14 protein-coding genes are annotated in these 11,976 nt (G+C 66.2%); 4 read left to right on the forward strand and 10 right to left on the reverse strand.

Annotated elements, in window-relative coordinates; translation table 11 throughout:
- Positions 1–26: 26 nt before the first annotated feature.
- Positions 27–554: a thiamine phosphate synthase gene (locus ACFSGX_RS00615; protein WP_380926690.1), complete on the reverse strand. Its 528-nt coding sequence runs from the start codon at positions 552–554 to the stop codon at positions 27–29.
- A 22-nt stretch (positions 555–576) separates the two neighbouring features.
- On the opposite strand from ACFSGX_RS00615, the gene ACFSGX_RS00620 reads away from it, so the two are divergent.
- Entirely contained in the window at positions 577–1,245 is a 669-nt protein-coding gene (locus ACFSGX_RS00620) for a YggS family pyridoxal phosphate-dependent enzyme (protein ID WP_380926691.1), read from the forward strand.
- Positions 1,246–1,320: 75 nt separating this feature from the next.
- Here ACFSGX_RS00620 and ACFSGX_RS00625 read toward each other — a convergent pair whose 3' ends face one another.
- Both ACFSGX_RS00625 and ACFSGX_RS00630 read right to left on the reverse strand, forming a co-directional pair.
- Positions 1,321–1,698, reverse strand: coding sequence for a hypothetical protein (locus ACFSGX_RS00625; RefSeq protein WP_380926693.1), 378 nt, complete (start codon positions 1,696–1,698; stop codon positions 1,321–1,323).
- Positions 1,699–1,875: 177 nt separating this feature from the next.
- A complete protein-coding gene (locus ACFSGX_RS00630) occupies positions 1,876–2,109 on the reverse strand; it encodes a hypothetical protein (RefSeq protein WP_157176641.1) in 234 nt (77 codons plus the stop codon).
- Between the two features lie 98 nt (positions 2,110–2,207).
- Between ACFSGX_RS00630 and ACFSGX_RS00635 the strand changes: the two genes are divergently transcribed.
- From ACFSGX_RS00635 to ACFSGX_RS00645, 3 genes are all read left to right on the forward strand, one after another.
- A complete protein-coding gene (locus ACFSGX_RS00635; protein ID WP_380926695.1) occupies positions 2,208–4,028 on the forward strand; it encodes an ABCB family ABC transporter ATP-binding protein/permease in 1,821 nt (606 codons plus the stop codon).
- Between the two features lie 553 nt (positions 4,029–4,581).
- Positions 4,582–6,345: a DNA helicase RecQ gene (gene recQ, locus ACFSGX_RS00640; RefSeq protein ID WP_380926697.1), complete on the forward strand. Its 1,764-nt coding sequence runs from the start codon at positions 4,582–4,584 to the stop codon at positions 6,343–6,345.
- A gap of 18 nt (positions 6,346–6,363) precedes the next feature.
- Complete coding sequence (locus ACFSGX_RS00645; RefSeq protein ID WP_380926699.1) at positions 6,364–6,780, forward strand: protein tyrosine phosphatase family protein; 417 nt, start codon at positions 6,364–6,366, stop codon at positions 6,778–6,780.
- Positions 6,781–6,887: 107 nt separating this feature from the next.
- Here the strand turns inward: ACFSGX_RS00645 and ACFSGX_RS00650 are convergent, their stop codons facing one another.
- The 7 genes from ACFSGX_RS00650 to rpmF form a co-directional block, all read right to left on the reverse strand.
- Positions 6,888–8,243, reverse strand: coding sequence for an ammonium transporter (locus tag ACFSGX_RS00650; RefSeq protein WP_380926701.1), 1,356 nt, complete (start codon positions 8,241–8,243; stop codon positions 6,888–6,890).
- A 16-nt stretch (positions 8,244–8,259) separates the two neighbouring features.
- The gene (locus ACFSGX_RS00655; RefSeq protein WP_157176646.1) at positions 8,260–8,598 is read right to left on the reverse strand and encodes a P-II family nitrogen regulator; all 339 of its coding nucleotides are present in this window, start codon (positions 8,596–8,598) and stop codon (positions 8,260–8,262) included.
- A 174-nt stretch (positions 8,599–8,772) separates the two neighbouring features.
- Positions 8,773–9,171 carry a MerR family transcriptional regulator gene (locus ACFSGX_RS00660; RefSeq protein ID WP_380926703.1) on the reverse strand — a complete coding sequence of 133 codons (399 nt, stop codon included), beginning with the start codon at positions 9,169–9,171 and terminating at the stop codon, positions 8,773–8,775.
- Positions 9,172–9,180: 9 nt separating this feature from the next.
- Positions 9,181–9,480 carry an integration host factor subunit alpha gene (locus ACFSGX_RS00665; protein WP_157176648.1) on the reverse strand — a complete coding sequence of 100 codons (300 nt, stop codon included), beginning with the start codon at positions 9,478–9,480 and terminating at the stop codon, positions 9,181–9,183.
- Between the two features lie 71 nt (positions 9,481–9,551).
- Entirely contained in the window at positions 9,552–10,541 is a 990-nt protein-coding gene (locus ACFSGX_RS00670) for a beta-ketoacyl-ACP synthase III (protein ID WP_380926705.1), read from the reverse strand.
- Positions 10,538–11,617, reverse strand: a complete 1,080-nt coding sequence (gene plsX / locus ACFSGX_RS00675; RefSeq protein WP_380926707.1) for a phosphate acyltransferase PlsX — start codon at positions 11,615–11,617, stop codon at positions 10,538–10,540. The genes ACFSGX_RS00670 and plsX overlap by 4 nt, the downstream gene beginning before the upstream one ends.
- Positions 11,618–11,635: 18 nt before the next feature.
- Positions 11,636–11,815, reverse strand: coding sequence for a 50S ribosomal protein L32 (rpmF, locus tag ACFSGX_RS00680; protein ID WP_157176650.1), 180 nt, complete (start codon positions 11,813–11,815; stop codon positions 11,636–11,638).
- Between the last annotated feature and the right edge of the window lie 161 nt (positions 11,816–11,976).

Consider the following 11,976-nt stretch of genomic DNA (forward strand, 5'->3'; position numbering starts at 1 on the left):
CCCGGCTCGGCGCTCTCGCCGAACCCTTACAGAAACGCATCGATCCCGGCCCACCCATAAGCCGGCAACCCCCGTGCTCGCGCCGCATCCATCCCCCCCAGCGCCACGACCGGCACGCGCGACTGCCGCGCCAGCAACCCGAACCGCACCCGCCCCAGGCCCGCGACCCCCGCATGCGACCGCGTTGCGAACACCGGCGACAGCAGCACGCAGTCCGCGCCGCGCCGCCACGCCCGCACCAACTCCGCCGCATCATGCGCGCCCATCGTCCGGATCCGCGCCGCACCAGCGGCCCCGCCATGTACCCCGTCCGCCCGCCAGCCGCGCGCCTGAACCGGCGTCCCGGCCAGCACCAGCACCAGCCCCCGCCGCCGCGCGATCCGCCGCACCCGCTCGTACAACGCCCGCCGCCCCGCGACGCCGTAATGGCGAAAGATCACGCCCGCCCCGCGCGGCAGCCGTTCGATCGCCGGCCACATCGCCTCGCCCATCCGCGGATCGGTCATCAGCCACAGCGTGGGAAGTGCTGGCGTACGGGCGTGGCGCGTCGGCATCGGCCCCTGTATAGCGCGCGCGATGAACTCCGATACGTCCCCCGCCGCCCGCCTGGCCGACGCCACCACCCGCATCGCGCGCGCCGCCGCGCTGCGCCCCGCGCCGCACCCGGTCACGCTGATCGCCGTCACCAAGACGCGCAGCGCGGACGAGATCGCCCCGCTGATCGCCGCCGGCCACCGCGCCTATGGCGAGAACCGCGTCCAGGAAGCCGAATCGAAATGGCCGGCGTTGCGCGAGGGGCAGGACGACATCGCGCTCCACCTCGTCGGCCAACTCCAATCGAACAAGGCCGACGCCGCCGTCGCGCTGTTCGATGCGATCCACAGCGTCGACCGCCCCTCGCTCGTCACCGCGCTCGCCCGCGCGATGGACAAGGCCGATCGCCGGCCCGACTGCTTCATTCAGGTCAACATCGGCGCGGAGGAACAGAAGGGCGGCTGTCCGATCGCCGACCTGCCCGCTCTGCTCACCCAGGCGCGCACCGCCGAGCTACCCGTCGCCGGCCTCATGGCCGTCCCGCCCGCCTCGGTCGAGGCCGCCCCCTATTTCGCGCTGCTCGCGAAACTCGCCCGCGACCATGGCCTCGCCGGGCTCAGCATGGGCATGTCGGAGGATTACGAAACCGCCGTCCTGATCGGCGCCACCCATGTCCGCATCGGTACCGCCCTGTTCGGCCCGCCCGCTTAAGATCGCCGCTCACGGCTTGAGTGTAAGCGAGGCGATCACTCCTTGCTGGCTGATGGGAGAGTCAGTGTTAGCTCCCTATAAATCCCAGCCGAGTTTCGTGCGGTCTGCTCGCACTGCGGAGACGCGCCCGTTCTCCCGGCGCTCGAACGCGAGCGTCCATTGGATCGCGAGCGTGAAGACCGACGGCCAGCGAGGTTTCACCACTGCCGCGCAACTGAAACCGCCGGAATCCCCGGCCGAGCATGACCCACCCTGGTCGCGCACAACTTGATCAATGCGTGAGACAGTCGGGTTCTGGCCGAGCGCGGCAAGCCATGCCGCCTCATGGCGGCGGATCGCAAGATCATAGTCGTCGATATTGTTGAAGATGCCATCACGTGATGGCCCCCCGCTGCACCCGCTCAGCGCGAGGCAGGCAATTGCGGCGGCAAGGGACGACGATCCGGGAGTCATGTGCGCTTCAGATCAGAAGCGCACGCAGTTTACAACGAGCGGCTCAAGTCGGAGATATTGGTCGCGTGACGACACGGCGAGGAGCACGGGGGCAGGGATGTCGTTATGCGCTGAGCCCCCAGGCACCGACAGCAATGGCCATGCTCGGCAATACGCTCGCTGCGAACCAGGTCCCGTTCAGCGCGACGCCGTCTGCGTCGGCGTCGCAACTGCCGCGACCTGCTGCGTGGTGCGACATTCGCTCACTACCACCGGGTAGGACAGGTCGGTACTGCGCATCAGCGCTCCAGGCGCCGCCGCCCGGCATGCAACGACCGAGCTGTAGCGCGCCGGCTCCACGCGCACCTGCTCGCACCGGCTCTGGCCGTCGCCACAGCCCATGATCGCCAGCACGTAGAGGATCGGTTCCATCGCATCTGCCCCGTTTGAATGGCGTCGAAACCGGCCCTGCGCTTTCCGGTTCCACGCCGTCGTTGGTGCCGCGCGCGAAAAGCCCTATCTAAGACGGAATGCCGCCAGACACCGCCCCCGCCGCGCCGATGCCCGACAAGGGTTTTCGGACCTTCGCCCGCTTTCTGCCCTATCTCTGGCCGAAGGATTCGCCGGCGCTGCGCGTCCGCATCGTCGTCGCGTTGTTGTTCGTCCTCGCGTCGAAAGCGGTGCAGGTCTACGGCGCGCCGTTCGCGCTGAAGGGCGCGGTCGATGCGATGGGCCTGCCCGGCGGATCGCAAACCGTGTTCCTCGTCCTGATGCTCGTCGTCGGCTATGCCGCCGCGCGCTTCGCCAGCGTCCTGTTCGACAATCTGCGCAACGCGGTGTTCGAACGGGTGGGGCAGGACGCGACCCGCCGGCTGGCGGCCAGCGTGTTCCGCCACCTCCACGCGCTCTCGCTGCGCTTCCACCTCCACCGCCGCACCGGTGCGGTCACCAAAGTCGTCGAACGCGGCACCAAGAGCATCGACACGATGCTCTACTTCCTGCTGTTCAACATCGCGCCGACCTTTCTCGAACTGGGGTTGGTGCTGCAGATCTTCGGATCGCGGTTCGGCTGGGAACTGGTCGTCGCCACGCTGGTGATGGTCGTGCTCTACATCGCCTACACCCGCGTCGTGACCGACTGGCGCAACAAGCTGCGCGAACAAATGAACGACCTCGACACCGGTGCCGTCGCGCACGCGGTCGACTCGCTGCTCAACTTCGAAACCGTCAAATATTTCGGGGCGGAGGAGCGCGAGGCGCGCCGTTACGACCGTGCCATGACGCTTTACGCCGGTGCCGCGGTAAAGAACGAGACCTCGCTCGCCTATCTCAACATTGGCCAGTCGCTCATCACTAACCTGATGATGGCGGGCGGCATGGGCTTCGTCGTGTGGGGCTGGTCGCGCGGTCGCTTCTCGGCCGGCGACGCGGTGCTGGTCAGCACGCTGCTCGCGCAGCTGTTCCGCCCGCTCGACCTGCTCGGCATGGTCTACCGCACGCTCCGCCAGGGCGCGATCGACATGCGCGCGATGTTCGACCTGATCGACACCCCGTCGGAGGTGGTCGACGCGCCGGATGCCCCCGCGCTTGCCGTGTCCGGGGCCGCGATCCGGTTCGATCATGTCCGGTTCGGCTATGACGACGATCGCACGATCCTGCACGGCATCGACCTCGACGTGCCGGCCGGCCACACGCTGGCCGTGGTCGGCTCGTCCGGCGCGGGCAAGTCGACGCTCGCCCGGCTCATGTTCCGCTTCTACGACATCACCGGCGGCCGCATCACCATCGACGGTCAGGATATCGCCGGCGTCACGCAGACCTCGCTGCACGCCGCGATCGGCATCGTCCCGCAGGATACCGTGCTGTTCAACGACACGATCGGCTACAACATCGCCTATGGCCGCGAAGGCGCGTCGCAGGCCGAGATCGAGGCTGCCGCCCGCGGTGCCGCGATCCACGACTTCATCGCATCGATGCCGCACGGCTACGAAACGAAGGTCGGCGAACGCGGCCTGAAACTGTCGGGCGGCGAGAAACAACGCGTGGCCATCGCCCGCACCCTCCTCAAGAACCCCCCCGTCCTGATCCTGGACGAGGCCACCAGCGCGCTCGACAGCCGAACCGAGGCCGACATCCAGGAAACGCTCGCCCGCGTCTCCGCCCGCCGCACCACCATCGTCATCGCGCACCGCCTCTCGACCGTCGTCGACGCCGACCAGATCGTCGTGCTGGAGGCCGGCCGCGTCGTCGAACGCGGCACCCACACCGACCTCCTCCGCCGCGAAGGCGCCTACGCCGCCATGTGGTCCCGCCAGGCCAACGAACAGGAAGAGGCCGTCGCTGCGGAGTAGGGCTGTCCTACAGGGGCGGGTGAAGCGTAGCGTTCACCCACGCCGCATCAAACCCACCGGTCTGCAAAGCCACCTCCGACCAAAGCAAGCCCTCCCCCCACTGGGGGGAGGGTTGGGTGGGGGGCCGCCCTAGACGCAACCTCAGAGCCAATCCTACCCAAAAAGCCATCAAAGCCCTCTCCCCTCCGGGGAGAGGGTTGGGAGAGGGGAGCAACGCCGCAGACGATCATCACGGGGATCCAAATCCATTCGTTACGATATCGCAACGAACATTACCCCGCCCGCCGGCACCCCGGCTTACCCCTCCACACACCGCAACTTCCTCAACTTCGCCTCGAGGCCAGCACACCCAACACGGCCGGTACGACCCGATCGCAACCCGATCAAACACCGCAACTTCCTCAACTTCGCTCCACCCAAACCCGCAAAAACCCCAGTTTCCCGCCATTCCCACGCCACGACGTTTCCAACCCAAAACCCGCCCGCAACTTCGCCCCGCCGCACCCGACCGACGACGCTGGCAACGCCCGCCGCCCGGGCCTATGTGGACGGCGTGCGCAATCCACTCGACGTCCTCCACGAAACCTTCGGCTATTCCAGCTTCCGCGGCCGGCAACAGGATGTGATCGATCGGATCATGGCCGGCGTCCACACGCTGGCCGTCATGCCGACCGGCGCGGGCAAGTCGCTCTGCTACCAGGTCCCGGCCATGGCCCGCCCCGGCACAGGCCTCGTCATCTCGCCGCTGATCGCGCTGATGCACGATCAGGTCCGCTCCGCCTCCGCCGCCGGCATCAAGGCCGCCGCGCTCACCTCCGCCAACGACGACCGCGAGGAGACAGTCCGCCGCTTCCTCGCCGGCGACCTCGACCTGCTCTACGTCGCGCCGGAACGCGCGTCGGGCGAGGGGTTCCGCCGCATGGTGGACCGCGTCCAGCTCAGCCTGATCGCCATCGACGAGGCGCACTGCGTCAGCGAGTGGGGCCACGACTTCCGCCCCGACTACCGCCTGCTCCGTGCGCTGGTCGAGGATCATCCCGAGATCCCCCGCCTGGCGCTCACCGCCACCGCGGATCGCCACACCCGCGACGACGTGCTGGCCCAACTCGGCATTCCCGCCGACGGCCTGATCCTGGCCGGCTTCGACCGCCCGAACATCCGCTACAGCATCACCCCGCGCGACGGCCTGCCGACCCAGCTGGCACAGATCATCCGCGACACGCCCGGCCCCGGCATCGTCTACGCCCCCACCCGCGACGCGACGGAAAAGCTCGCCGCCGCCCTAGCAACGAGCACTGGCCGCCCAACCCGCGCCTATCATGCCGGCCTCGACGCCGCCGTCCGCGCCCGCAACCAGGAAGCGTTCGTCACGTCCGAGGACATGGTGATGGTCGCCACCGTCGCGTTCGGCATGGGCATCGACAAGCCCGACGTCCGGTTCGTCGCGCACGCGGGCCTGCCGAAATCGATCGAGGGCTATTATCAGGAAACCGGCCGCGCCGGTCGCGATGGCGACCCCTCCGTCGCCCATCTGTTCTGGGGTGCGGACGATTTTGCCCGCGCCACCCGCCGCATCGCCGACGATATCGGTGAGGACCGCCAGCGCAGCGAACGCCAGCGGCTGGCCTCACTCGGCGCGCTGGTCGAGGCCGCCGGCTGCCGTCGGGCGATCCTGCTCCGCCATTTCGGCGAGGACCCGCCCGCCGCCTGCGGAAACTGCGATAACTGCCTCAACCCGCCGTCCAGCATCGACGCCACGGAAGCGGCGCGCAAGCTGCTGTCCGCCGCATTTCGAACGGAGATGCGTTACGGCATCACACATCTGACCGACGTGCTGGCGGGCCGCGACACCGAAAAGATCCGCACGCTCGGCCATGACAAGCTCTCCGTCTTCGGCATTGCCACCCCCGACGATCTGGCGTTGATCAAGCCCGTCGCCCGCGCGCTGCTTGCCCGCGATGCGCTCCGCTCCGACGACTATGGCGGCCTCTCCTTCGGCCCCGGCGCGCGTGCCTTGCTGAAGGGCGAGGAAACGCTCGCAATCGTCAAACCCGCGGTCCGCGCCACCCGACGTCGCGGCAGCGCCGTCGCCGACGAACATCCGCACGACCCGCTGTTCGAGACGCTGCGCGCCTGCCGCCGGACGCTCGCCAAGGAACTCGGCGTCCCGCCATACGTCATCTTCCACGATGCGACCCTGCGGGAGATGGCGGCGATACGCCCGACATCGCTGGCGGCACTCGGCCGCATCTCCGGCGTAGGCGCGCGCAAGCTCGAAGATTATGGCCGCGCGTTCCTCGATGCGCTGAACGGCTGACACGACAAGGAGACCGTCATGTACCGCAGACTCGACGACAGCATGGGTGTGGCCGGGCAGCTGATGCCGGACGAACTGCAGGCGATCGCCGACGCAGGCTATCGCACCGTCATCAACAACCGTCCCGACGGCGAGGAAGCCGGCCAGCCGTCGACCGAGGAGATGGCCCTGGCCGCGAAGGCCGCCGGCCTGGACTATCACGCGATCCCAATGGGGCAGGCGAGCATGACGGAGACAATGATCGACGCGACGGTCAAGGTCCTGCGCCGTGCCGACGGTCCGGTCCTGGCCTTTTGCCGCTCCGGCACCCGCTCGACGCTGCTCTGGGCCGTCGCGCGTGCCCGGCTGGGCGATGCACCCGCCACCCTGTTCGAACGCGCGGGCGGGGCGGGCTATGACCTGACGCCGGTGCGGAGCCTGCTGACGCCCGAGTGAGGATTAACCGCAGAAGGCAAAAAGAAGCCGGCGGGGTTAGCCGCCGGCTCAGTCGTTCGCAGGAGGAACCTCTTGGGGGGATGCCGCTGCGGGCATCCCCGAACTGGTCAATAATTGTAGGCGCGCTCGCCATGCTCGCCGAGGTCGAGGCCTTCGCGCTCCACCTCCACCGAGACCCGTAGGCCGGTGAGCAGCTTGGCAACATAGATCGCGATGACGGTGCCGACCGCAGCCCAGACGATCGTGGTCCCAACCGCCATCAACTGCACAATCAGCTTCGCCCCCATGTCGTAATCCGCAGCACCCGGCCCGCCGAGCGACGGAGCGTAGACGATGGCCGTCCCGATCGCGCCGACAATGCCGCCGACGCCGTGGATCCCGAACGCATCGAGCGCATCGTCATAGCCGAGCTTCGGCTTCAGCACCGCAACCGCATAGTAGCAGACGATGCTGGCGACCGCGCCGAGCACGATGGCTCCGAACGGTCCCGAGTTGCCCGCCGCGGGGGTCACCGCGACCAACCCGGCGATGATGCCCGAGCAGAAGCCGAGTGCCGAACTCTTGTGTCCGCTGACCCGCTCGACGAGCATCCAGACGAGGCCCGCGGCGGCGGTGGCGACGAAGGTGTTGATCATCGCGAGAGCAGCGGAGCCGTTCGCCTCCAGCGCAGACCCGGCGTTGAACCCGAACCAGCCTACCCACAGCAGGCCAGTCCCGATGCCGGTCATGGTCAGCGAGTGCGGTGCCATGCGCTCCGTAGGGTAGCCGATGCGCTTGCCCAGGATGATCGCCGCAACCAGAGCCGAGACGCCGGCGTTGATGTGCACAACCGTACCGCCCGCGAAATCCAGCGCACCGAGCACGAAGAAGTAGCCGGTCGATGCCCACACCATGTGTGCGATCGGGAAGTAGACGATCGTCAGCCAAACCGCGGCGAACGCCATGACGGCCGAGAACTTGATCCGCTCGACAACCGACCCGAGCACCAGCGCGACCGTGATGGCGGCGAACGTCATCTGAAAACAGATGAAGACATATTCCGGAATCGCGACACCGGAAGTGAAGGTCGCTGCAGTCGATGCGGGAGTCACGCCCGCGAGGAATGCTTTGCCGAAGCCGGAGATGACCGCGTTGCCGCCGTCACCGAATGCCATGGTGTAGCCCCACATGACCCAGATCAGCATGGCGAATGCGGCGGCCGCGCCGATCTGCGTCATCGTCGACAGCATGTTCTTGGATCGCGTGAGGCCACCGTAGAACAGCGCCAGGCCCGGGAGGATCATCAGCAGCACGAGGATCGTGGACATCATCATCCAAGCCGTGTCGCCCTTGTCGACGGTCGGCGGAGAGGCGGCAGCGGCGGGTGCCTGCAGCGCGGCGTCCTGAGCCCAAGCTGGCAGCGCGAAGAAAGCGGCTGCCCCGGCTCCGGCCGTTATCGCGGCGATCCTTTTCATCATGTTCATGGTCTACCCCCCTGGGTTAAAGCGCGATGTCGCCGGTTTCGCCGGTCCGGATGCGAACGGCTTCGACGAGGTCGAGGACGAAGATCTTGCCGTCGCCGATCGCCCCGGTATTTGCCGCGGCCTGCGTCGCTTCCACGACACGGCCGGCCAATGCATCCGGGCAGGCGACCTCCAGCTTGATCTTCGGCACCATGTTTGTGCTGTACTCAGCCCCGCGATAGATTTCCGTCTGGCCCTTTTGGCGCCCGAAGCCCTTTACCTCGGTTACCGTCATGCCTTGGACACCCAGCAGCGACAGTGCTTCACGCACCTCATCCAGCTTGAATGGCTTAATGATCGCAATCACGAGTTTCATGGCCGCCCCAGTCCGTTGCCCCGGAGCGAAACTAGCAAAGACCGTGCCAGCCAGATTCGCTAGGGAAGGGACGGTTTCCCAAGACATGCCGCGAACGGCCTGCTCAAAAAATAGGCGTTATCGAGCTGACGCTTATTTAACGAGCACCCTCAACGGGTCGACGGCCTTCTGGCCTCATTGATGGCCGGCGTCTGCCACGAGTGCGTCGACGAGAATTTGACGGATGGCCGTCAGCTCGGTGATTCTGGCGCTGACTTTTTCCTCCGCTGGCTCGACGGGGGCGGTGACAGCAGGGACGATCGAGGGAGGACCATCGGCGAGGAGCTTCTGGACGCCGCGTATCGTGTACCCCTCGTTACTGAGGAGGGCATGGATTCTCCGCGCCAAATCGACGTCCGCTGGCCGATAAAGGCGTCGGTTCCCGGCGCGCTGTAACGGCTTTAGTTGAGGAAAGCGCCCTTCCCAATACCGCAGCACATGCTGTGCGATGCCGAGTTCCGTCGCGACTTCGCCGATCGTGCGAAATGCCGTGGCTGATTTCGTGGGAAGCTTCTGGGGGCGTTCGTCGGTCATGCGCCTCGATCAGTGACCACGCGCAATGCGATCCCGCGTGATCTGACTTGCCCGGAACGTCAACACGCGGCGTGGTGCGATTGCAACCTCGACGCCGGTCTTTGGATTGCGGCCGACGCGCTCGCCCTTGTCACGCAGGATGAAGCTGCCGAAGCCGGACACTTTCACGTTCTCCCCACGAGAAAGGGAGCCGCACATTTCGGACAAGAGCTTCTCGACGATCCGAGCAGCGTCAGCGCGTGCGAGACCAATTTCGCCATGCACCCGATCGCTGAGATCGGCGCGGGTCAGTGTGTCGATATCGGTCATGTCTCGTTCCCTGCCGGTGCGTTCTCGCGGTCTAAATCGATCGCCGTCGTCAGACAAGCGTGCGTCCGTCGTCAGAGCCGGATTGCCGCAGCGCCCCATGTGAAACCGCCACCCATTGCTTCGAACACCACCAGATCGCCTGGCTTGATCCGTCCGTCGCGCACGGCCACGTCAAAGGCCAGCGGAACGGACGCGGCCGATGTGTTCGCATGGATATCGACTGTCACGATGACCCGTTCCTTGGCCAAGCCCAGCTTCCGGGCCGTGGCGTCGAGAATCCGACGATTGGCCTGATGCGGCACGATCCAGTCGACATCCGCAATCTCGAGTCCCGCCCGTTCGAGAACTTCGTGCATGACGGACGCAAGGTTGGTCACCGCATGCTTGAAAACTTCGGGGCCTTTCATGCGCAGCTTGCCGACCGTGCCGGTGGTCGATGGACCACCATCCACATAAAGCAGCCCGTTATGGCGGCCGTCGGCATGCAGGCTGACCGACAGGATACCGCGCGGTTGCGCGGACGGCTGCGCGTCCTCGGCGACCAACACGACCGCGCCGGCGCCATCGCCGAACAGGACGCAGGTACCGCGATCCTCCCAGTCCAGGATCCGACTGAACGTTTCGGCACCGATCACGAGCGCCGTCTTGGCGGCGCCCCCACGGATCATACTGTCCGCAACCGACAATGCGTAGAGGAAACCGGAGCAGACGGCCTGGACATCGAACGCAATGCAATCGTTCACGCCAAGCGCGGCCTGGACCTTTGTCGCAGTAGCCGGAAAAGTCTGGTCCGGCGTTGCCGTCGCCAGCACGATCAGGTCCACCTGATCGGCGGTGATGCCCGCCGCATCCAACGCACGGCGCGCGGCATCCGTCGCGAGGGTCGCGGTCGTCTCGCCTTCGCCGGCGATATGACGAAAACGAATGCCAGTGCGCTCGACGATCCATTCGTCCGAGGTGTCGACAGTCTCGGCCAGTTCCGCATTCGAGACGCGGCGGACCGGTAGAGCCGAACCACTTCCGACAATCCGTGCGCGACGAACGCTCGGCCCGTCCGTCACTTTCCGCCGCCGGTGATGATCGGCGAGCGGATCGATGCAAGGTCCTCGGTCACCAGCCGGGTGATGTCAGCCTCGACCAGTTTCACTGCAACGCCGATTGCGTTGGCAACACCCTGCGGACTGGCGCCGCCGTGGCTTTTCACAACAATGCCGTTGAGGCCGAGGAAGACCGCGCCATTATGATTGTTCGGGTCGAGATGATGGCGGAGCAGTTCGGTGGCCGGGCGGGAAATCAGGAACCCGATCTTGGACCGGATCGAGCTTGCAAACGCGCGCCGCAGCAGGTCGGCAACAAACCGCGCGGTACCCTCGATCGACTTCAGCGCGATGTTGCCGGAGAAGCCGTCCGTCACAATGACATCCGCCTCGCCGCGGCCGAGACGGTCGCCTTCGATGAAACCGTCGAACTGGATCGGCAGGTCGGTCGCGTCGCGCAGCGCCTGCGCAGCGTCACGAAGTTCGTCCGTGCCTTTAAGCTCTTCGGTGCCAATGTTGAGCAGCCGTACGCGTGGCCGTTGGAGGCCCATCACGGTCCGGGCGTAGGCCGCGCCCATCACGGCGAACTGCACCAGATTCCGTGCGTCGCATTCGGTGTTGGCGCCAAGATCGAGCAGGACAAGGTCGTTGTCGCCAAGCGTGGGCAACAGCGCCGCCAGCGCCGGCCGATCGATCCCAGGCATTGTCCGCAATGCCAGCTTGGACATCGCCATCAAGGCGCCGGTGTTGCCGGCCGATACGCTTGCTCCGGCCTCGCCAGTTTTTACGGCAGCAATCGACAGTCCCATCGAACTATCTTTCGCCCGTCTGATGGCTTGGCTCGGCTTGTCTTCACCGGAAATGACGTGGGGAGCGTGAACGATGCTCGAACGATCGGCCAGGATCGGAAAACGCGCGCGTTCCCGCTCGATCCCGGCTGCGTCGCCGAACAATGTGATCGTCAGATTCGGATCTGCGCGGACAGCAAGCGCTGCCCCTTCGACCATTGTTGCCGGGCCGGCATCGCCACCCATGGCATCAAGCGCGATCCGCACCGGTGTGGTGACCGATCGTCCGTATTGCGAAGGACGGTCGTCCATCTGATCAATGCCGTCGGATCAGGCTTCGATCGCGACGATCTCGCGCCCGTTATAGTGACCGCAGGAATTGCACAGGTGATGCGGACGCTTCAGTTCGCCGCAGTTCGGGCATTCCTGAAACGACGCGACCGTGAGCGAGTCGTGGCTCCGGCGCATGTTGCGCTTGGACGGGGAGGTTTTTCTTTTAGGGACGGCCATTTCGGCACCTGTTCCAATATCTGTCGAAACTAAGAAGCAACGCGCTCTGCGCCACGCAACCATCGGTTCACACCGGAACCGCGGGTCGATCGGGCAAAGCTCGTCGAGAGCCGCGGACCTATAGCGATTCGGCTTCGAGTTGCAAGCGTAGCGACCGCGTG

The organism is Sphingomonas arantia (genome assembly GCF_042682045.1).
GTDB lineage: Bacteria > Pseudomonadota > Alphaproteobacteria > Sphingomonadales > Sphingomonadaceae > Sphingomonas_R > Sphingomonas_R arantia.